The organism is Amphritea atlantica, from assembly GCF_024347255.1.
Lineage (GTDB): Bacteria > Pseudomonadota > Gammaproteobacteria > Pseudomonadales > Balneatricaceae > Amphritea > Amphritea atlantica.
The window spans coordinates 4,663,890-4,684,939 of sequence record NZ_AP025284.1 but is presented as its reverse complement, the minus strand read 5'-3'; the positions used below and the strand labels follow the sequence as shown (position 1 = coordinate 4,684,939).

15 protein-coding genes are annotated in these 21,050 nt (G+C 51.4%); 10 read left to right on the top strand and 5 right to left on the bottom strand.

Annotated elements, in window-relative coordinates; translation table 11 throughout:
* Window position 1: 1 nt before the first annotated feature.
* Window positions 2–2,515: a CoA transferase gene (locus tag OCU43_RS21660; protein WP_091362132.1), complete on the bottom strand. Its 2,514-nt coding sequence runs from the start codon at window positions 2,513–2,515 to the stop codon at window positions 2–4.
* Window positions 2,516–3,039: 524 nt separating this feature from the next.
* On the opposite strand from OCU43_RS21660, the gene OCU43_RS21655 reads away from it, so the two are divergent.
* The 5 genes from OCU43_RS21655 (at window position 3,040) to gcvA (ending at window position 8,971) form a co-directional block, all read left to right on the top strand.
* Window positions 3,040–3,489, top strand: coding sequence for a universal stress protein (locus OCU43_RS21655; protein ID WP_091362133.1), 450 nt, complete (start codon window positions 3,040–3,042; stop codon window positions 3,487–3,489).
* A complete protein-coding gene (locus OCU43_RS21650; RefSeq protein WP_175483626.1) occupies window positions 3,486–5,114 on the top strand; it encodes a BCCT family transporter in 1,629 nt (542 codons plus the stop codon). The genes OCU43_RS21655 and OCU43_RS21650 overlap by 4 nt, the downstream gene beginning before the upstream one ends.
* Window positions 5,115–5,216: 102 nt before the next feature.
* Window positions 5,217–6,374, top strand: coding sequence for an iron-containing alcohol dehydrogenase (locus OCU43_RS21645; protein WP_091362134.1), 1,158 nt, complete (start codon window positions 5,217–5,219; stop codon window positions 6,372–6,374).
* A 73-nt stretch (window positions 6,375–6,447) separates the two neighbouring features.
* A complete protein-coding gene (locus OCU43_RS21640; protein WP_091362135.1) occupies window positions 6,448–7,944 on the top strand; it encodes a CoA-acylating methylmalonate-semialdehyde dehydrogenase in 1,497 nt (498 codons plus the stop codon).
* 109 nt (window positions 7,945–8,053) lie between these two features.
* Complete coding sequence (gcvA, locus tag OCU43_RS21635; RefSeq protein WP_091362136.1) at window positions 8,054–8,971, top strand: transcriptional regulator GcvA; 918 nt, start codon at window positions 8,054–8,056, stop codon at window positions 8,969–8,971.
* A 99-nt stretch (window positions 8,972–9,070) separates the two neighbouring features.
* On the opposite strand, the gene OCU43_RS21630 is transcribed toward gcvA, so the two are convergent.
* From OCU43_RS21630 to OCU43_RS21620, 3 genes are read right to left on the bottom strand one after another with little or no spacing between them, the layout of a single operon-like run.
* A complete protein-coding gene (locus OCU43_RS21630) occupies window positions 9,071–12,196 on the bottom strand; it encodes an efflux RND transporter permease subunit (protein WP_091362137.1) in 3,126 nt (1,041 codons plus the stop codon).
* Window positions 12,197–12,199: 3 nt separating this feature from the next.
* Entirely contained in the window at window positions 12,200–13,303 is a 1,104-nt protein-coding gene (locus tag OCU43_RS21625) for an efflux RND transporter periplasmic adaptor subunit (RefSeq protein WP_091362138.1), read from the bottom strand.
* Complete coding sequence (locus OCU43_RS21620; protein ID WP_175483627.1) at window positions 13,300–13,968, bottom strand: TetR/AcrR family transcriptional regulator; 669 nt, start codon at window positions 13,966–13,968, stop codon at window positions 13,300–13,302. The genes OCU43_RS21625 and OCU43_RS21620 overlap by 4 nt, the downstream gene beginning before the upstream one ends.
* 367 nt (window positions 13,969–14,335) lie before the next feature.
* On the opposite strand from OCU43_RS21620, the gene OCU43_RS21615 reads away from it, so the two are divergent.
* The 5 genes from OCU43_RS21615 to cynS all read left to right on the top strand — a co-directional run bounded on the left by OCU43_RS21615 (window position 14,336) and on the right by cynS (window position 20,047).
* Entirely contained in the window at window positions 14,336–15,052 is a 717-nt protein-coding gene (locus OCU43_RS21615; RefSeq protein WP_091362151.1) for an outer membrane protein OmpK, read from the top strand.
* A gap of 54 nt (window positions 15,053–15,106) precedes the next feature.
* Window positions 15,107–16,450: a uracil-xanthine permease family protein gene (locus OCU43_RS21610; RefSeq protein WP_091362140.1), complete on the top strand. Its 1,344-nt coding sequence runs from the start codon at window positions 15,107–15,109 to the stop codon at window positions 16,448–16,450.
* 412 nt (window positions 16,451–16,862) lie between these two features.
* A complete protein-coding gene (locus OCU43_RS21605; protein ID WP_091362141.1) occupies window positions 16,863–17,696 on the top strand; it encodes a formate/nitrite transporter family protein in 834 nt (277 codons plus the stop codon).
* A gap of 136 nt (window positions 17,697–17,832) precedes the next feature.
* A complete protein-coding gene (locus OCU43_RS21600; RefSeq protein ID WP_091362142.1) occupies window positions 17,833–19,572 on the top strand; it encodes a bifunctional protein-serine/threonine kinase/phosphatase in 1,740 nt (579 codons plus the stop codon).
* Window positions 19,573–19,597: 25 nt separating this feature from the next.
* On the top strand, window positions 19,598–20,047 hold the full coding sequence (gene cynS, locus OCU43_RS21595) for a cyanase (RefSeq protein WP_091362143.1): 450 nt from the start codon (window positions 19,598–19,600) through the stop codon (window positions 20,045–20,047).
* Window positions 20,048–20,111: 64 nt separating this feature from the next.
* Here cynS and fabI read toward each other — a convergent pair whose 3' ends face one another.
* Window positions 20,112–20,882, bottom strand: coding sequence for an enoyl-ACP reductase FabI (fabI, locus tag OCU43_RS21590; RefSeq protein WP_091362144.1), 771 nt, complete (start codon window positions 20,880–20,882; stop codon window positions 20,112–20,114).
* Window positions 20,883–21,050: the final 168 nt, after the last annotated feature.

Sequence of the window (21,050 nt, the reverse complement as noted above, 5' to 3'; positions counted from 1 at the left end):
ATTAACTTGGCAGGAACTCTCTACCCCAGGCCAGGCCGGCAATTTTGCGTTCAATCATCGACTCGATTTCAATCTCGCTGTAACCCACCGAACGGAGTATTTCTCGGGTGGAATGACCAAAGCTTTCTGCGGGCGACACCGCTTTGATTCTGGCTTCAACAGGCCGGATAGCGTAATGATCAATCTGCGTCAGGCAGTGACCGCTGGGATGATCAGGGTGGATCGAGAAGGCATAGCTGCCCCGGTCGACTCCCACACTGCCATCGGCTACGCGGCTGTACTGATCGCGCAGGGTTTCGATCGAGTTAGGTACCGCCGCTGCGATATCGGCACTGTGCAAAACATCAACCCAGTATGCGCTAACGGCTTGTTTAAAGGCGGTTGTCAGGTAGTCTGAGATGCACTCAGCATGGACAATCTGCTCCAGCCCCTCGATAGCGCTAAGTTTATTGAGTTCAGAGATATCTGAGTCGAGGAATATCCAGCCATCGCTGGTCTCGTAGAAATGGGACAGCTCGTGATTCCCCTGTACATTACGACCGGAGGGTTCATCGAACGGTGCCCGACCTTCATAGTCGAACGCAAAGGGAATCTGGGCCAGGTTGGTAGCTGCTGACAACGACGTTCTGACACGGGATACGATGCCGGTTCTGAGTTTGTGATAGATCGCCACGGCCATCCCCAGACCAGCAGCAAAACCACAGTTTACATCCAGTGTCCCCAGGTGGGCGTGCTCCTCAGGGGTGTCCGGACCGCCAAAGCGACTCATGATACCGCTGTTAGCCTGAATGATATCGTCGTAACCGATATAGTTAGTTTTGGGGCCCGGACGTGGGCCGCCAAGGCAGTCGAGGCGACAGAACAGCACACCCGGATTGACGGCCTGCAGGCTGTCATGGTCCAGGCCCAGTGGTATCATCTGTCGGCTCGGTGCGTTGATCAGTACCAGATCGACTGAACGTACCAGGCGGTTGAACGCTTCGCGGCCCTCTGTCGTCATGATATCAACCAGGGCTTTTTTCTTGCCCATGTCAGTCTGGAAGCTAAACAGGGTGCCGATCAAAGGATCGTACAGTGGCGTAACCGGATCAAGCTTGATCACTTCGGCACCGAAACGGCTCAGGAAGGCGCCGGAGTGCGGACCGGCAATCACATTGGTCAGATCCAGAACCCGCAGACCGTCCAGCCACCCTTTACCGGATGCTGGCTGAATAGCATTACCCACAGGACGGGTGACCCTTTCTGCCTGAGCAACGGACTTCAGTTCTGCCAATGCCTCATCAAAGCTGACTTTTTTGCGTGGTTGTGGTGTCAGCATCTGCTCGGCATTATGTTCAAACCAGGTAAAAGGGCCTGGTTGTTTCATCAAACCGTATTCCGGATCATCAACTTCAACGATCAGGCCTGCGGCATTGGTGTGTTCATTGTTAACCCATTCCTGGGTGGTGCGATGCGGTGCCCCCGGAATCTGACCTTCGCCAAAGGCCACGCCCCACTCTTCAGAGGTCCTGGTCAGAAAAGCCTTTTTCATTTTTGCAGAGATAATGTCTGCCCACTTTTTCGGCAGTGGATAAACACCAATCGAGGTTTCCCCCTCCCATTCTGCAATCGGCTGGTGCAGGTCTTTTACATCGGGCAGGCCTTCGGCGACCAGCTCATCATAGATTCCCAGAACCTGCAAAGCCCGTTTGGCATGGTTGCGGTGGGATGGGCAGACACAGTAGAACTTGCGACTATCGGCACACTCATAAGTGCGATAGAAAGGATCCAGGTATTCCTGCAGATCATCATAGGAGAGATCCATTTTAATGTTGTTAGCTTTACGGTATTCGATCTCGTGTTCACGCATGGTTTTATAACGATCGGGTAGCCCTTCGACAACATAGGAGTTGTAAGACAGGCCTTCCATCAGGGCAGCACTTACCGGAACTTCGATACTGTCTCCACGGCCAGTTTTTTCCCGCTCCAGCAGGGCTAGCACGACAGAGCTGGCGGCCAGCGTAGTGGCGTAGGACGAACCCAGCGGCAGAGGTGAGAAGCTGGGCTCAATACCCATTAGTACCCGGTTGAAACCCATATCGGTGAAAGCGCCAGAGGTGGCTGCAACCACTGCTTCGGTGGCTTTCCATTCACGCCGCAGCTCATCATTGCTGGCAAAACCCGGTACGGAGAGGGTGATCAGTTCCGGGCGCTCAGCGCGTAGCTGCCCGAAATCGATCCCCAAACGCTGCATGACTCCCGGACGAAAACTTTCGATAACGATGTCGGCCTGTTCGATCAGTGACAGTGCTTGCTGCAGACCGTTGCGGGTCTTCAGGTCCAGATTCAGACAGCGCTTGTTGCGGTTAAGAATGGCATTAGCCGGATGGTTCCATTGAGGTCCCTGAGGTGGATCGATATGTATCACTGTGGCGCCGAGATCTGCCAGAGTCATGGCCGTCGCTGGACCGGCAATCTGTTGGCCAAAGTCTACTACGCGGACACCGGTCAGAGGTAATTGGTTGTTATTGTTCATCTCAATTTTCTTCCTAATCAGAAGCGGTTCCTGCCCGTAGCAACGCTTATCAAGGTGAGGAACGATCGGTTTCTACTGTTACATCCGGAAATGCCGGTTTGTATTCAAAGCGATCATGGCTACGGTCGCCTAAGGCGGCACTGGCCTGATCGCTGATAACGTTCCTCTGCCGACGGGACTGTTCGGCACGGGAAGGCTATCGGTTGGCAATGTTAGGAGTGAACCAGGAGCGGAACCAGCAATAAAAAAAACCGCTTAGGCATCATTTTTTTTATGGCTTTGTTTTGTGTCTTCAAGGTAATTGAGTGATCTATCTGTTTTTAATAGGTTTTTTATAAAATCTTATGAGACTGCCTGTCTATACATAAATATTTTATGGTCTAAGGGTGTTTTTTTTTTGCTTTTCAGTTCTGGGGCGATTCATAACAATGGCTGCCGAATTGCTTCTGCAGCCAGTCTGGAAGAAGTGGTCACTGCCACCGGGCTCGATTCAAAAACCTGAACCCTAAGCAAAGAGACGAACCATGAATAATAAATACAACAACATCGTCATACCGGTAGATCTGTACCACGAAAGCTCGTGGCGTTCAGCCCTGCCGGATGCAATCGAACAAGCGCAAAGCAACGGTGCAACATTGCATGTTGTCACCGTTGTTCCTAATGCCGATATTCCCGCTATCGCGGCTCATCTGCCGGATGGAATTGATGAACATATCCAACAGGAGGGCCTCGAATCACTCAAGCAGTTGATTGCACAGCAGGTTCCGGAAAGCATTACCGTTAATCCAATGGTTGGTCAGGGGAGTATTTACAAAGAGATTCTTCGTTTGGCGACTTCAGTTGATGCGGATCTGATCGTCATGGCATCCCATCGTCCGGAACTAAAAGACTACCTGATAGGCGCCAATGCTGCTCATGTTATGCGTCATGCTGATTGTTCCGTGATGGTAATACGCGAAAGGAGTGCGTCATGAATTATAAAGCGATGATGCCTGAAACGGGCCTGTTTGCTGGTACTCACCCTATTATGGCAGTCGGCTCAGGCCTGCTGGTAATGGCGTTTGTGTTATTTACTGTTATCGATCCGGAATATGCCAATTCGATCTACAGTGCTGCTAAAGCGTATATTGCGTCAGACCTCGGCTGGTACTATGTGGGGATCATGAGTGCGTTTCTGTTTCTCTCCGTATGGCTGATCTTTAGCCGTTATGGAGATATCCGGCTGGGGAAAGAGGGAGAAAAGGCTGAGTTTAGCCGTTTTTCATGGTTTTCCATGCTGTTTGGCGCGGGTATCGGCATAGGCATTCTGTTCTGGAGTATTGCCGAGCCCATCTATCACTTTCAGAGTAACCCGTTTATTGCAGACGGGCAGGCTAAGACTGTAGAAGCAGCTCAGGTAGCGATGCGAATTGCTATTTTCCATTGGGGTTTGCATGGCTGGGGATTATTTGCGGTCATCGGTCTGGCGCTTGCCTATTTCTCGTATCGTAAAGGCTTACCCCTGTCTATCCGTTCGAGCCTGTATCCCATCTTTGGTGACAAGATTTATGGGCCTATTGGTCATGCAGCAGACCTGCTGGCAGTCTTTGGTACGGTCTTTGGTATTGCTACCTCACTGGGCCTTGGGGCGCAACAGATGAATGCCGGCCTGAACTATCTACTCGGTCTGGAAGTGTCTATCACCAATCAGATTATTCTGATTGCCGTTATCTCGGTCGTTGCTACCGCCTCCGTTCTTTCCGGTGTGAATAAGGGAATCCGGATTCTCAGTGAGCTGAATATGCAGTTGACGATCGTGATTCTGCTGCTGTTTGTCATCTTTGGACCGACCGCGTACTTACTCGGCTCCTTTTTCACCAATACCGGTGACTACCTGTTCCATGCAGTAGAGCTGGGTTTATGGGTTAATCCTGACCCTGAGAGTCAGTGGCAGGGCTGGTGGACAATTTTCTACTGGGGTTGGTGGATCGCCTGGGCTCCTTTCTGTGGCATGTTTATCGCCCGTATTTCTAAAGGACGTACCATTCGTGAGTTTGTCCTGGGTGTGTTGCTGGCGCCGACTATGCTGGCGGCATTATGGATCACCATTTTTGGTAATACCGCGATGTTTATTGAGTTGTTCGGCAGCGGCGGTGTGACCGAGGCGGTTAACGATGATCTGACGATGGCGCTGTTTAAAACGATCGAGCTGATGGGCAATGGTGAGCTGGTGACCATGCTGATGGCCGGCATCTGTACCGTTTTGCTGGTGACTTATTTTGTAACCTCGGCTGATTCTGCGACGCTGGTTATCTGTACGCTGATCTCCATGGGTGATGAGCATCCGCCAGCGCGTTATCGGGTCTTCTGGGGTATCGCTATCGGTGCGGTGGCTGCGGTATTGCTGTTTGCTGGTGGACTTAAAGCCTTGCAGACTGCGTCTATTGTGGCTGCATTACCATTCTCGATTGTGGTCATTCTCGCGGCTTTTGGCTTGTGTAAATCGTTACGTAACGAGCCGCTTCCAGGGGCGCTGACTGTCTCTCCTAAGAGTCTTGCAAGCACTGTGCTGACGCCCTCCGTCAGTGAAAAAGATGTTGCTGTAACCGTTAACACATAGCCTGACCGGGCACCATAGCCCTCTGGTTGAGGTGCCCTAACAGCGCTTATTTATTGGATTTCCAGCTGGATAATGCTGGGATCTCAGAAAAGTGGAGTTCTTATGTCTACTCAGATAATTCTTCCCCGTGTCATGCAGGTTGGTGAAGGGGCAAGTCAGGAAATTCCGGCTATCCTCACCAGCCTGGGTTGCTCCCGGCCGTTGATTATTACCGACAAGATGATGGTCCAGCTGGGTTATGCAGATAGCATTCAAACCCGTTTAGCGGCACAGTCCATCACCGCCGAGGTCTTTGATGACACGGTACCAGAGCCGACTGTCAGCTCTATTCAGGCGGGTGTTGATACTGTGCGTCATGGTAACTACGACAGTATTATCGCCCTGGGTGGCGGTAGTCCGATCGACAGTGCCAAGGCGATCAGTATTCTGGGTAAGTTCGGCGGCACGATGCGGGATTACAAATTCCCCCGTATCGTCAATGAGGAAGGTCTGCCAATTATAGCGGTACCAACCACCGCCGGTACCGGATCAGAAGTGACCCGTTTTACCATCATTACGGATGAAACCACTGATGAGAAGATGCTCTGTGTCGGTATCGGTTTTATGCCGGTCGCAGCACTGGTGGATTTCAGCCTGACCCTGAGCCTGCCGGCGCGGATTACAGCGGATACCGGTATTGATGCGCTGACTCATGCGATGGAAGCCTATGTCAGTAAGAAGGCCAGCCCATACAGCGATAGTCAGGCACTTTCGGCGATGCGCCTTATCGGCCCTAATCTGCGTCGGGTGTTCCACGATGGCACTGATAAAGCTGCCCGGGAAGCGATGATGCTGGGCTCAACGCTGGCGGGGATCGCTTTTTCCAACGCCTCGGTCGCGCTGGTGCATGGCATGAGCCGGCCAATAGGTGCTGCTTTCCACGTGCCCCATGGCTTGTCGAATGCGATGCTGCTACCTGCGGTTACCGAGTTCTCTATCCCCGAAGCCGCAGAACGCTATGCGGATTGTGCCCGGGCGATGGGTGTTGCCACCGAGCAGGACAGCACCGATGTGGCCAACAGTAAACTGATGGATGAGTTGCGGGCTCTGAATGATGAGCTGCAGGTGCCGACACCGGAGCAGTTCGGCATTGCTCGTCAGCAATTCTTTGACCTGATGCCGACCATGGCTGAACAAGCGCTGGCGTCAGGTTCACCGAATAATAACCCCCGTGTACCCAGTGCTGAACAGATTGTCGAGATCTACAAGCAGCTCTGGTAACGCCTGAGCAATTGTCTCCCTTTGCTATACCGGCAGGCTAAGTCCTGCCTGATTCAACTTTGAGGAAAATCACATGAACACAGTTGGACATCTGATCAACGGTCAAATTGTCACCGACGCAGCACGGGTTCAGGATATATTTAATCCTGCCACCGGTACTGCATCCAAGCAGGTCGCACTGGCATCTAAAGCCACCGTCGAAGACGCCATCGCTGCGGCTCAGGCTGCATTCCCTGAATGGCGTAATACTCCGGCCATTAAGCGTGCCCGGGTCATGTTCCGCTTTAAGGAACTGCTGGAACAGAATGCTGACCGCATCTGCGAGATGATCGGTGAAGAGCACGGTAAAATCAGCCATGATGCGGCAGGTGAGCTACAGCGGGGGATTGAAAACGTTGAGTTTGCCTGCGGTATTCCAGAACTGCTGAAAGGTGAATACAGCAAGAATGTCGGTCCGAATATCGATTCCTGGAGCGAATTTCAGCCACTGGGTGTGGTCGCCGGTATTACACCGTTTAACTTCCCCGCGATGGTACCGATGTGGATGTTCCCGTTGGCGATTGCCTGTGGCAACACCTTCATTCTGAAACCATCTGAGCGTGATCCAAGCTCCACACTGTTTATCGCCCAGCTGTTGCAGGAAGCAGGCTTGCCGGATGGCGTACTGAACGTGGTCAACGGTGACAAGGAAGCAGTCGATGTGCTGCTGACTGATCAGCGTATCAAAGCCGTCAGCTTTGTGGGTTCTACACCGATTGCTGAGTATATCTACTCCACCGCGAATGCCAACGGTAAGCGTTGCCAGGCGCTGGGTGGTGCGAAGAACCACGCGATTATCATGCCTGATGCGGACATGGATAATGCGGTAAACCAGTTGCTCGGTGCTGCGTTTGGTTCATCCGGTGAGCGCTGTATGGCACTATCTGTTGCGGTTGCTGTTGGTGATGCCGCTGCCGATGCATTGGTTGCTAAAATGAGCGAAGCGATGCAGACCCTGAAAGTGGGTGCTTATAGCGATAGCAGCAACGACTTCGGCCCTGTAATCACTCGTCAGCATCAGCAGAAAGTGGTGGGGTATATCGACAGTGCGGAAGCTGATGGTGCGCGGGTCGTGATCGATGGGCGCAACCCTCAGGTCGCCGGTTATGAAGAGGGCTTTTTCGTCGGTGCCACCCTGATTGATGGCGTTACCCCTGCCATGCAGAGTTACCAGGAAGAGATCTTCGGGCCGGTGCTGCAGGTTGTGCGCGTCAGCAGCATGGACGAAGCGATGCAACTGATTGACGACCATGAATACGGTAACGGTACCTGTATCTTTACCCGTGATGGCGAAGCGGCGCGTTATTTCTCCGATCACATCCAGGTTGGTATGGTGGGTATCAATGTACCTCTGCCGGTGCCTGTGGCCTACCACAGTTTCGGTGGCTGGAAGCGCTCTCTGTTTGGTGATCTGCATGCCTATGGTCCGGATGGTGTGCGCTTCTATACCAAACGTAAGACGATTATTCAGCGCTGGCCTTCTGCAGGCGTGCGTGAAGGTGTTGAGTTCTCGATGCCAACCATGAAGTAACTTAGAGTCACCGTATTGGCCACATATTCAGCGACGGGTATGTGGCCTTTTTTGCGTTATTCTTATATACAATAGATCCTCTGGGATATCTGTTTTTATAGGTAACACATTGAAAAAAAGATTACCCCCCCTTAACTGGCTACGCTCCTTTGAAGTTTCAGCCAGGCATTTGAATTTTACCCAGGCAGCCACCGAGTTGAATATGACCCAGGCAGCGATCAGTCAGCAGATTAAGGGACTCGAATCGCAACTGGGGGTAACCCTGTTTAAGCGTTTACCCCGGGGGCTGGAACTAACGGAGGCGGGTATGGCCTATCTGCCCGCAGTGCATGAATCGATTCAGCGCCTGGCTGTCGCGACCGATGAGATTTTCGGCCAGGGGCGTACCCGTTTATTGACGGTCAGAACTAATCTGGTCTTCTTTACTACCTGGCTGGCGCCCCGGTTGGGGAAATTTCGTAAACTGCATCCCGATGTTAATTTGCGTTTCAGCAGTAATATCTGGCCCGATGAACGGGAAAAAGATACGGATCTGGAGATCCGCTACGGTAAAGGTAACTGGCGAGGTTTCAGGTCTGATCGTTTATCCTGGGATGAGCTGATTCCAGTCTGTAGTCCTGTACTTGATAGTGGCAGTGCACTACCGGATACCCCGGCTGCACTTGCTGGGCATGACTTGCTGCATGTGGTGGGCTATGAAGAGGGGTGGGGATACTGGCTCAGTCAGACAGGCTATCAAGATGTTAAATCTGATCAGGGTGTACAGTTTGATACTCTGATAACCGCACTGGAAATGGCTGCTTGCGGGCAAGGCATAGCGCTGGGACGCTCTGCACTGGTCGCTGACATGATTGAATCGGGTCGTCTGGTGGCGCCGCTCAAAGAGCGGGTTCCAACGACAGAAGCTTTCTATCTGGTCTCTCCCGATAATCAGTATGAACATCCCCACGCAGAAACATTTCGTTCATGGATCATTGGTGAAGCGGAGCTGGGACGGGAACAGATTATTCCCCACTTTATTGAATAAGCTGCTAATAATTATCAGCGGAACCCGTGACAAGCCGGTTTCCAGCTGGTTCTCTTGTTAAAAGCCCTGCGGCCTGTCGCAGGGCTTTCTGTTTCCAGATCAGGTCGACGGTTGTTCCGTGGTTGCTTCAGGTTGCGGCTGTTTTCGCCGCAGCCACTTGCGCTCTCCCAGTACCAGCAAGCAGGGGGTCAGGAAGAGGGTGAGTATGGTTGCAAACGAAAGACCTCCAGCGATAGCACTGGCGAGTTGGGTCCACCACTGGGTGGAGGGGGCTCCGAAGCTGATATCACGGTTGATCAGGTCGATATTCATCGACAGTACCATCGGCATCAGGCCGAGCACCGTGGTTACTGCGGTGAGTACGACGGGCCGCAGACGTAAGCTGCCGGTTTGCAGTGCCGCATCGTAGGGGGAACGCCCCTGCCTGCGCAGGTCGTTATAACAATCAATCAGTACAATATTGTTGTTCACGACGATGCCGGCTAAGGCGATAATACCGACACCGACCATCACAATGCCGAAGGGCTGTCCGGCCACCATTAAACCAATGAGAACGCCAGCGGTGGAGAAGACAATTGCCGAAAGCACCAGCCCTGCCTGATACAGACTGTTGAACTGGGTGACCAGAATCAGTGCCATCAGAAACAGGGCTGTGCCAAAGGCCTGAATCAGAAAAGCACCGGTCTCTTTCTGCTGTTCATCTTCTCCTTTGAACGTCAGGCGGATCTGCGGATCAAACTGATGCTTGGCTAAGCGCTGCTGCATAGCAACCACCAGGTCGTTCACCAGATGCCCCTCTTCAGCGTCGGCCTGAATAGTAATGACCCGGCGGCTATCGACCCGTTTCAAAACACCGGTTTTAGGGGCGGGCTTAAGCTCGATAAAGTTGGATATAGGCATCATTCCATAACGGGTGCTGAGTTGCATCTGCATCAACTGATCGAGATTTCGTTTATCCTCGGGGAAACGGATCATAATATCGACTTCATCATCGGAGGTTTCCGGGCGGTAATCGGTGACTTTAATGCCGTTGGTAATCAATCGGACCGCCTGGCCAACCAGGGCAATACTGGCGCCATAGCGGCTGGCTTCCTCCCGGTTGACGATGATGCGCCACTCGATGCCCGGCAGTGGCCGGTCATCTTCCGCCCCGGAGAAACCACCAATATCGTCCATCATCCGGCGGATATCGGCGACTGTTTGATAGATCACCTCACTGTCGTAGCCGCTGACAAACAGTTTGATAGGTTTACCCTCACTGGGACCGTTTTCCGCTTTGCGGGTTTCTATGATGACACCGGGCAGGTCGGCGGTCTTTTGCCGCATCTGCGCCAGGATGTGGGCGGCTTTGTCACGCTTATCCCAGTCATCCAACTGGAACTGTATCACCCCGACCACATCTTCAGCGGCATCATTGGAGGATTGGTTGAAACTACGGGCATAGACTGATTTCAGTCCGGGGATATCCATCACCCGTTCCTCGACCTGTCGCAGTAACCGGTCTTTTTCATAAATAGACAGATCACCTCTGGCATGCAGATTGATCAGCACCATTTCCGGCTCGATATCAGGGAAAAACTCAACCCCTTTACCAAAAACAGCGTAGGCTCCGTAACTACTGCCAATCGCTATTAAGACCACAATAAACACCCGGATGGGGTAGTGCAGCAGCTTTGCCATCAGGCGGGTATAGGCACGGTTAAGGGCTGTTTTTGGCAGAGTATATTCATCGCTGTCATTTTGTTTTACGTATCGCTTTCTGGCGCTGACGGCGCCCAGTACGGGCATGAAGATCAGTGCCATAAACAGGGATGCGGTCAGGCAGACGACAACGGTGGCGGGCAGGTATTTCATGAACTCACCAATCACGCCGGGCCAGAACATCAGTGGCATGAACACCACCAGGGTCGTGGCGGTTCCGGCAATCACCGGCCAGGCCATCCGTGACGCTGCATAACGGAAGGCTTCCCGGCCACTCAGTCCCTGACTCATCCGTCGTTCCGCCAGTTCGGCAACGACAATAGCCCCGTCGACCAGCATTCCGACGACCAGAATCAGACTGAATAGCACGACGATATTGAGGGTGAAACCCATTAACTTCAGGACCATCATACTGGCAAGGAAAGAGCCAGGAATAGCCAGGCCAACCAGCAAAGAGGTGCGCAAGCCCATCGCCGCTAATACCACCACCATAACCAGAATGATGCCACTGAGAACATTATTCATCAGATCTCTGAGCATGCTTCTGATCTGGGTGGACTGATCGAGAATATAGGAGTATTTCAGCCCCTGGGGCCATAGCTGACTGCGTTCGGTAACGATTCGCTGGACCGCTTCAATGGTATCGATAATATTAGCGCCAACCTTTTTCTTCACCTCTAATACCATAGCAGCGCCGCCATCGACACGGGCGAAGCCTTCAGGGTCTTTGTAGGTTTTGCGGATTTTGGCAATATCGCCAACGGTGACCACGGTGCCATCAACTGATTTGACTGGCATATTGAGCATATCGCTCAACTCGGAAACCACCCCGGGTACCTTCAATACCTGACGGCCACTGCCGGTATCGACCGCTCCGGCTGCAACCAACTGATTATTCCGCGCGACGCTATCGAGTACGGTTTCGAAGTCCAGTTGATAGCTCTCCAGTAACTGAGGCTCTATCTCTATCTCCATCAGCTCTTCACGTTCGCCGCCAATATCAACCTCCAGGACACCCGCGATCCCTTCGACCTCATCCTGAAGGTCTTTGGCGACTTTCAGTTTAATCCGTTCTGAGACCGGGCCAGAGATGGCGATGTTCAGCACCGGGAACAGTGCGACGTTAACTTCGTGAATCTGTGGTTCATCCGCATCTGCAGGCAGTTTGCCTTTAGCGATATCGACCCGTTCACGAACATCCTGCAGCGCTGTATCACTATCGAAACCGGCATCAAATTCGAGGGTGACCGATGCATGGCCCTCTGAGCCCACCGAGCGCATCTCTTTGACACCCTCGATTGATTTCAGCTCTTTTTCCATTGGCCGCACTAACAGACGTACCGCATCATCGGGTGAAATCCCTTCAAAGGGGATTGAGACATAGATGATCGGGATCGCGACATCGGGATCCGCCTCTTTGGGAATACTCAGAAATGCAGACATTCCCCCTACGAGAAAGAACAGTAAGATAAGTATGCTGGTGCGGCTGCGGTCTATTGCTGCGGCAACAAGAGCGGCAATCATTGATCAGTTCTCCTGCAGTGACAGGTTGCTGACCTGCTTTGACATCAGTTCGGTATCGCTGACCGGTTCTACCTCTTCACCCACCGCAACAAAATCCTGGCCAATGGTGATCACGCGGGCTTCGTCATTGAGGCCACTGAGCCAGAAGCCGTTGCTATCGGTACGGATGATCTCGACGACGGTCTCGCTGACACGGTTCTGAGCATCGACCAGCCTGACCTGCAGGTTTCCTGCTTCATTCAACCCCAGTACCGAGCCGGGCAACAGGTGGCCGGATTGCTCTCCCGCGGGGAGTTTTAATGTTGCTGACAAGCCGATAATCCGCTGGTGCTGAGGGTTGGGTATCTGTACTTCAACCCGGTAACTGCGGGTGACCGGGTCCGCAACGGGGGCGATAAAATTTAAGCGGCCGGTCAGTGTCGAACCATTGCTCAGCGCTACATCGACCGGTTGATTCTCCTCCAGCTGTCCAACGCTGTGTTGTGGAACCTGGCCGGTGATTTTCACGGTGTCGTCATCGACCAGCTCCCCCAGGACATCACCGGCTTGCAGGTAATCACCCAGCTCAACCAGGCGGCGGTTCAAAACCCCGGTAAAGGGGACGGTGACCTGAGTCTCACCCAGCTCGTGCTCTATACGTGCCAGTTGAGCTTGTGCCGCTTCGACTCCGGCCTGATCGGCAAATACCTTATTTTCCGATTGCAGACCCTTGTTCTTCAGATTAATGCTGGCGGCCAGGTCACTTTTGCGCTGTTTCAGCAGGGCCTGCGCTTCAGCCAGCTGGGCGGCACGAAAGTCAGCGGATATCTGTAATAACGGGTCGCCAGCCTGTAGTCGCTGCCCTTCATCTGCGGAGAGGGCTTCGACGCGGCCATCAATCTCAGCTCTGAGCTCGATGGTGCGATTAGCTTCCACCTGCCCCTGTACCCGCACAAATTGCTGAACTTTCCGGGCGCTGGAATCGATGACTTTCACTTTCATGAGGGGCTTAGCCTGAGAGGACGGCTCTGATACCTGCACGGGAGCCTTGTCGTCCTGCATGCCTGAAGCCATCCAGGCTGTCATTAGCAAAGCCACCACAACCGCCATTATTACGGATCTGTTCATCGTTTTTCCTGTTTATCTGCTGGCTGACGGATAAGCGCTGCGATCATGTAGTCAACCACGTGATTAATATAGGCATCTTTTTGTTCGGCTGTTTGCATCATCTGCTGTTTACAACAGCCGCCTTCCTGCAACATCACGATGGCGCCTTCGAATGTCGCGCTTACCCCTGCCATCATCGTTTCACGGGGGATATCCGGATTTACATCGCCCTCGGTAATCCCTTTATAAACGGCCTGTTCAAATGCTTCGATAAACTGCTCTTCAGTGTCATCTAACTGTTGCAGATAGCTGCTGCTGATCTGTTCGCGGAACGCTTTTTGTCTGAAATGAAGATGCATATGCTGGTGAGCAACGTTTTCACGGTGATACTCAAGCGTGTATACCAGCATGCCGCGTATCTGTTGCACTCCGGTTAAATGGTCATCCGCTGCTAAGCGTTTAAGCTGTGTCAGCATCTGCCGGTAGTTATCCAGCAGCAGATGCGCATAGATATCATTTTTGCAGTCAAAATGTTTGTAAACGGTACCTTTGCCAATACCGGTGCATTGGGCGATTTTATCGACGCTGATCGTTTGCCATTGTTCGCCGGTTAATAGTGTCAGTGTAGTGTCGAGAATGTCCCGCTCGCGGCGCTCAAACTCTCTCATCTTCCGATTAGGGTGCATCTTTATCTGTCCAGAAAACCAAGGGTCATATTGTGACCGATGGTCACAGAAAATAACAGAGGCATTTTGTAGGGTTATCTGGCTTAGATGTATACAAAAAAATATCAACTTGTATCTATTTCTTTGCACCATAAGTAAACATTTTAATGCTGGTGGTTGCATGATTGCCTTCGGATGATGCACTGCGAAAAACTGTGTAAACGCAGCTGATCTTTACAAATCGTTTATTAACTCATTGTTTGTTACGGGTAATTTAACCATCTTCTGTTTTTTCTGACCGGTTGGCCAGGTTTTTGCTGAAGTAGTGCTCATATGTCCTGTCGGACGGTTTTAATTTCTTTAACGATGGAATGGGATGATGACCACTATGAAACGAACACTCGCACTGGCCACGCTATTAACAAGCGCTTTTGTTGCTACACCCGCTGCCGCTGAGATGCTCTGGACCAATACCAGTCTGAGCTACCTGAAAGGTGATGACTATAAATTTACACCGACCGGCAATATGGATGTTGTGACGCTGGAAAATGCAACCGGGCATAACTGGGGCGATACCTTTCTGTTTATCGATCGCACCATGCCTGAGGATGGTAAAAGCAGCTATTACGGTGAGTTTTCCCCGCGTTTGAGTCTGGGCTATGTGACCGGAAGTGATCTTTCCTTTGGGCCGGTTAAGGATCTGTTTCTGACCGGCACCTGGGAAGCTGGCGATGGTTTCGATAACTATCTCTATGGGGTGAGCGTTAGCCTGGATGTGCCGGGATTCCGTTACTTCAATGCCAGTGTATACAAAGCCTATAACGATCTTGCCGATAATGATGAGCAACTGACGCTGACCTGGGCCTACCCGATTGAAGCGGGTAGTCAGGAGTTTCTGATCGACGGCTTTCTCGACTGGAGTACCAGCAGTAAAACTAATGAGTCTGAGATGAACTTTACCCCTCAGATCAAATGGAATGCCGGTAAAAACCTGGGCCTGAAATCGCCTCTGTATGTGGGTATCGAGTACGCCTACTGGAACAATAAGTATGGCAGTACAACCGATGAGCGTTGTGCGTCTCTGCTGCTGAAATGGCACTTCTGAAACTGACCGTGCACTGGCAGGGTCGTTTACCCTGCCACGAAACAAGGAGGCCTTATGTCGACACAGCACTCTAACGACCTGATCTATTCGCTGGATTCAAAACCCGGAGTTTTAGAATCAGGCTTTGCAGCTCTACAGCATGTTCTGGCAAGTTTTATTGGTATTATCACCCCAACACTGATTATTGGCGGGGTGCTGGGATTGGGCGAACATGTCCCCTATCTGATCAGCATGGCCTTGATGGTATCGGGAGTTGGCACCATTATTCAGGCTAAGCGGCCTCTGGGTATGGGCGCTGGGATGATCTGCGTGCAGGGCACCAGCTTTGCGTTTCTCAGCTCGGTACTGGCTGCTGGTTTTATTGCCAAAGGTCAGGGGGGCGGCCCGGAAGAGATTCTCTCCCTTATTTTTGGCGTGTGTATGCTGGGTGCTTTTATCGAGATCTTTCTCAGCCAGTTTATTCATAAGCTGAAGCGAGTGATCACCCCTCTGGTCACTGGTATCGTGATTACCATTATTGGGGCGAGCCTGATCAAGGTGGGTATGACCGATCTGGCGGGCGGCTTTAAAGCGAAAGATTTTGGTGCTCCGGCGAACCTGATGCTGGGGGGCATTGTGCTGGTGAGCATTATTGCCCTTAACCGTTCCAGCAACAGCTGGATCCGCCTGTCATCAATTGTGATCGGCCTGGTGATCGGTATGATCATCGCCGGGTTTATGGGCAAGGTCAGCTTCGCTCATCTGGGCAGCCTGTCCGCGATCAGTCTTCCTGTACCCTTTAAATATGGTTTCTCGTTTGACTGGAGTGCATTCCTGCCGATTGCACTGATCTATATGATCACCGCAATCGAATCGACCGGCGATATCACCGCGAACTGTATGGTGTCAAAGCAACCGATTGCGGGTGAGGAGTATATTTCCCGGGTTCGGGGCGGCGTGTTTGCCGATGGTTTTAACTCCTTTCTGGCAGCGGTATTCAATACCTTCCCCAACACCACCTTCAGTCAGAATAACGGAGTCATCCAGCTAACCGGTGTGGCGAGTAAGCATGTGGCTCTCTATATTGGTGGCATTCTTATTCTGCTGGGGCTTTTTCCGATGATTGGTGGGGTGCTGCAGCAGATTCCAAAACCGGTACTGGGTGGCGCAACACTGGTCATGTTTGGCACCGTAGCTGCTGCCGGGATTAAGATTATTGCCTCAGAACATCTCGATCGTCGAAAGCTGCTGATTATGGCGGTTGCCTTCGGTATGGGGCTCGGCGTGACCATGACTCCCGGGCTGCTTGACCAACTGCCGAAGATGGTTCAGAGCGTCTTTGGCTCACCGATTACCACCGGTGGTCTGGCGGCGATCATTCTTAGCCTGGTGCTGCCTGAAGAGTCGATCGATGAGTAAGCGATGGCACCTGGTTAATCTCTGTCTCAGAGATTAACCAGGCACTTTTCAGGAGGGAAAAACAGGCAGTATAGCTGGTTGCTCATCAGGCTAGTGCCGCATCGGTGCCCTGCACCGTTTTTTAGTGCACAGCGATTGTGCGCCTGCACCATTGAATGGCAAGAGGAGCGATGCTTTTCGAATACGCTTTTCTTAACTTGTTGATTAAATGTATTTTTTGAAATTATGGTACTGATTCTGCAATACGTTAATTAGTCGTAGCAGATATGCGGCGCATACAATTTAGAAAAATTCGGACAAAGGCGTCCATCCCTTATCACTACCAGGTGATAGAGGGGTGGGCGCTTTTTTTTTGCCCTGCAGAAAGCGGCAAACAGATGAGAAACTTTACTTAATTAAATGAGGCAAAACTATGGCTTACTTAGAACCAAGTGAATTTGCGACCAAAATGGTCGACTCAGGTGAGCAGAAAATCTTCATGTCCACCAAAGATACCTATGTCCGCGCATTTATGGCGGGCGCGATTCTGGCGTTGGCCGCTTTTTTTGCCATCACGGTCGCCGTTAAAACGGGTATCCCATTGGTAGGTGCGCTGCTTTTCCCCGTTGGATTTATCATGCTTTACCTGTGTAAGTTTGACCTGCTTACCGGTGTCTTTACACTGGTTCCTCTGGCACTGATTGATAAACGTCCAGGCTGTACCATGAGTGGTCTGATGCGTAACTGGGGTCTGGTATTCCTCGGTAACCTGTCCGGCGCACTGATGGTTGCGTTCTTTGCTTCGTTTATTCTGACTTATGGCTACCAGACCGATGGTGGTGTGATTGCTGAAAAAGTAAGCAAGATCGGTGAAGCCCGTACACTGGGCTATCAGGCTCAGGGTGTTGGTGGCTGGTTTACTATCTTCATTCGCGGCATGCTGTGTAACTGGATGGTGTCCATGGGCGTTGTTGGTGCGATGATCTCTACTTCTGCGGGCGCTAAAATGGCTGCGATGTGGATGCCGATCATGCTGTTCTTCTTCATGGGCTTTGAGCACTCAATTGTTAACATGTTCCTGTTCCCGTTCTCTATGATCATGGGTGGTGACTTCACTCTTATGGATTACATCATCTGGAACGAGCTGCCAACGGCTCTGGGTAATCTGTTCGGTGGATTCCTGCTGGTGGGTCTGCCTCTTTACCTGACTCATGTTAAAGAGAGCAAAAGCAGTAAAGCATCTGCTCATACCGTAGCTGCTCTGTAATCTGGGTATTTAAAAGTGGAATGACCAGTAGAAATCCCGGTGATCGAAACAATCACCGGGATTTTTTGTTCAGGGCAGACAACTATGTCGTTACCTTCTAAGTTAACCCCTGATTTCTGGAAGAATCGTAGGTTGTATGAATAGCCAACTTAAGCTCAGCCTGGGGCAGTTCAGTGATAAAGGCGTCAAAGAGATCAATCAGGATTTTCATGGCGCCGTTATTCCACGCGAACCGCAGCTCAGTCTCAAAGGTGCCGCATTGGTTCTGGCAGATGGTATCAGTACCAGTCGTGTCAGCCAGATTGCCAGTGAAACAGCGGTAAAAAGCTTTCTGAATGACTATTTCTGTACTTCAGATACCTGGACCGTTTACACGTCTGGCCTGAGAGTACTTGAATCGGTCAATGGTTGGCTATGCTCCCAGACGCAACGTAGTGAGTTTCGTTATAACAAAGATAAGGGTTATGTCTGCACACTGAGTGCGGCCGTTTTTAAGGCATCGACGGTGCATCTGTTTCATGCCGGTGATAGCCGGATTTATCGGTTGCGTGGCCAGGGTCTGGAGCAGTTAACCAAAGATCACCGCAGCTGGATTTCGAAAGAGAAAAGTTATCTCAGCCGGGCAATGGGTGTTGATCTGGATGTTGAGTTTGATTACCAGACGGTTGCACTAAAACCGGGTGATTATTACCTGCTTTGTACGGACGGAGTTTATGAATTTATTGACACTGAGGATGTTCTGGAAGTCCTCAGTGAACATGCAGATGATCTGAACCTGGCTGCAGAAACACTGGTTCAGCGAGCCCTGGCACAGGGGAGTGATGATAACCTGACGTTGCAGATTGCCAGGGTCGATCGGTTGCCTTCTATGGAGGCAAGTACGCTGCAGCAGCAGGTCGAAGAGTTGGAGCTGCCACCGGTTTTGCATGCCCGCCAGACGTTTGATGGTTATCTGATCCTGCGAGAGATGCATGCCAACAGTCGCAGCCATGTTTATCTGGCTGAGGATCTTGAGGATGGCTCACGTGTTGTCATCAAAATCCCCTCTGTTGAACTACGCAACAATCCCGCGTATCTGGAACGGTTTCTGATGGAAGAGTGGGTTGCGCGGCGGATCAATAACGCGCATGTGATGAAAGCGGGTTTACAGAACCGCCAGCGGAATTATCTCTACAGTGTTACGGAATATATCGAGGGTATTACCCTTAAACAGTGGCTGATAGATAACCCGAACCCGGATATGGAAACCGTGCGGGGTATCATCGAGCAGGTGGCGAAAGGCTTACAGGCGATGCATCGCATGGAGATTCTGCATCAGGATCTTAAGCCTGATAACGTCATGATCGACAGCAGCGGTACGGTGAAGATCATCGACTTTGGAGGTGTCAGAATCGCCGGTATTGTCGAAGCAGAGAACACACTGGAACAGGATGAGATGCAGGGTACCGCGTTGTATATGGCGCCCGAATATTTTGTTGGAGAGATCGTTTCCCGACGCTCGGATCAGTTTTCACTGGCTGTACTGACTTACCATATGCTGTCAGGGCGCTTCCCCTACGATACTCAGGTGGCGAAGTCGCGCACAGTTTCTGCACAGAAACGACTGAAGTACCACAGTGTGCTTGATGATGAGCGTGAGATCCCCAGGTGGATCGACTATACCTTGCGCAAAGCGCTCAATCCCAACCCGTATAAACGTTATGAAGAACTCTCGGAGTTTCTTTATGACCTCAGGTATCCAAACCAGAAGTTTCTTAGCGAAACCCGTCCACCACTGCTGGATCGTAACCCGTTACTGTTCTGGAAAAGTATCTCTCTGATGCTCGCGGTGACGGTCGTCGTGCTTCTGGGGCAAATCCATAATCTTACTCAATAAAACGATCATATAAGGAGTCATTATTATGATAAGTAGCCGTGAAGAAGTAACTGCGCAGATCCTCGCACAGAAAGTCGTCAAGGGGATCAAGTGGAGCACTGTCGCTGAAGCCGTCGGTTTATCAAAAGAGTGGACAACTGCCGCGTGCCTCGGGCAGATGGCCCTTGATAAAGAGCAGGCCTCCAAAATAGGTGAGATCTTTGAGTTAACTGACGAAGCGGTCGCCTGGCTGCAGATAGCGCCATATAAAGGTTCACTGCCGACAGCGGTGCCAACCGACCCTCTGATCTATCGCTGGTATGAGCTGGTTAATGTTTATGGCAGCACAATCAAAGAGTTAATTCATGAAGAGTTTGGCGATGGCATTATGAGTGCAATCGACTTCTCAATGGACATTCAGCGGGAACCCAACCCCAACGGTGACCGGGTGAATGTCGTTTTCTCGGGTAAGTTTTTACCCTATAAAACATACTGACAGTGACGCGCTGGATATAAAAAACACCGCAGTGCGGTGTTTTTTTTTAGCGTCAGTATTTAGCTTAGCCGACAATGCCTACACCGTGGTCGACATAGTGGATGCTGCCGGAAGTGCCTTTTGACAGGTCGCTGAGGAAGAACATTGCCGCATCGCCAACCTCTTCAATAGTGGGTAGCTGATGGTCTACGGCTTTATGCTGGTTGTATTCAAGCATGGTGGCGAAATCTTTAATACCGCCTGCTGCGCGGGTTGCAATGGTGCCGGGAGAGATGCAGTTGACGCGGATATGTTGTGGCCCCAGATCCCGTGCCAGATAGCGGGTAGCTGCTTCCAGTGCGGCTTTGGCGCAGCCCATAATGTTGTAATCCCCGGTGGTCAGCGCACTGCCCAGATAGGAGAAGTTGATCATCGAACCGCCATCTTTCATCAGCTCTTTGGCAAACGAAGCCATATGGATAAAGGAGTAGCAGGAGACATCCATTGCCTGGGCAAAACCTTCGCGGGAACACTCAGATATGGGCGCATGCAGGTCTTCCAGCGGGCAAAATGCCAGCGAGTGAACCAGGCCGTCGAGAGAACCCCAGGCTTCTTCGATCGCTTTAAACAGGTCAGCCATCTGTTGTTCCTGAGTCACATCCAGAGGCATGATAATCGACGCTTGCAACTCTTCAGCCAGCGGACGGACAAAACGCTCTGCTTTGTCATTCAGGTAGGTTATAGCGAGTTCAGCACCCTGTTCATGCAATTTTTTTGCAACGCCGTAAGCGATGCTTTTGTCGTTGGCGATTCCGACAATTAGTACTTTTTTCCCAGCCATCAATAAGTTAGACATCTTGGCTCACCCTTTTAAAAAATCAATTAGTTAGGTTATACGAGGCTGATTTCAGAATTATGAAAGGCTATTTTTATTAGTTGAATCTGTGTCGCTTCGAGAATTTGTGCTATGCACAATTGCTAGGGTTATTATAACGACTAAAGTCTAAATATGTAGAGGGGAATT

Coding starts and splice junctions, on each gene's coding strand:
- OCU43_RS21660 (WP_091362132.1), bottom strand. CDS start 2,515: ATGAACAATAACAACCAATTACCTCTGACCGGTGTCCGCGTAGTAGAC.
- OCU43_RS21655 (WP_091362133.1), top strand. CDS start 3,040: ATGAATAATAAATACAACAACATCGTCATACCGGTAGATCTGTACCAC.
- OCU43_RS21650 (WP_175483626.1), top strand. CDS start 3,486: ATGAATTATAAAGCGATGATGCCTGAAACGGGCCTGTTTGCTGGTACT.
- OCU43_RS21645 (WP_091362134.1), top strand. CDS start 5,217: ATGTCTACTCAGATAATTCTTCCCCGTGTCATGCAGGTTGGTGAAGGG.
- OCU43_RS21640 (WP_091362135.1), top strand. CDS start 6,448: ATGAACACAGTTGGACATCTGATCAACGGTCAAATTGTCACCGACGCA.
- OCU43_RS21630 (WP_091362137.1), bottom strand. CDS start 12,196: ATGATTGCCGCTCTTGTTGCCGCAGCAATAGACCGCAGCCGCACCAGC.
- OCU43_RS21625 (WP_091362138.1), bottom strand. CDS start 13,303: ATGAACAGATCCGTAATAATGGCGGTTGTGGTGGCTTTGCTAATGACA.
- OCU43_RS21620 (WP_175483627.1), bottom strand. CDS start 13,968: ATGCACCCTAATCGGAAGATGAGAGAGTTTGAGCGCCGCGAGCGGGAC.
- OCU43_RS21615 (WP_091362151.1), top strand. CDS start 14,336: ATGAAACGAACACTCGCACTGGCCACGCTATTAACAAGCGCTTTTGTT.
- OCU43_RS21610 (WP_091362140.1), top strand. CDS start 15,107: ATGTCGACACAGCACTCTAACGACCTGATCTATTCGCTGGATTCAAAA.
- OCU43_RS21605 (WP_091362141.1), top strand. CDS start 16,863: ATGGCTTACTTAGAACCAAGTGAATTTGCGACCAAAATGGTCGACTCA.
- OCU43_RS21600 (WP_091362142.1), top strand. CDS start 17,833: ATGAATAGCCAACTTAAGCTCAGCCTGGGGCAGTTCAGTGATAAAGGC.
- cynS (WP_091362143.1), top strand. CDS start 19,598: ATGATAAGTAGCCGTGAAGAAGTAACTGCGCAGATCCTCGCACAGAAA.
- fabI (WP_091362144.1), bottom strand. CDS start 20,882: ATGTCTAACTTATTGATGGCTGGGAAAAAAGTACTAATTGTCGGAATC.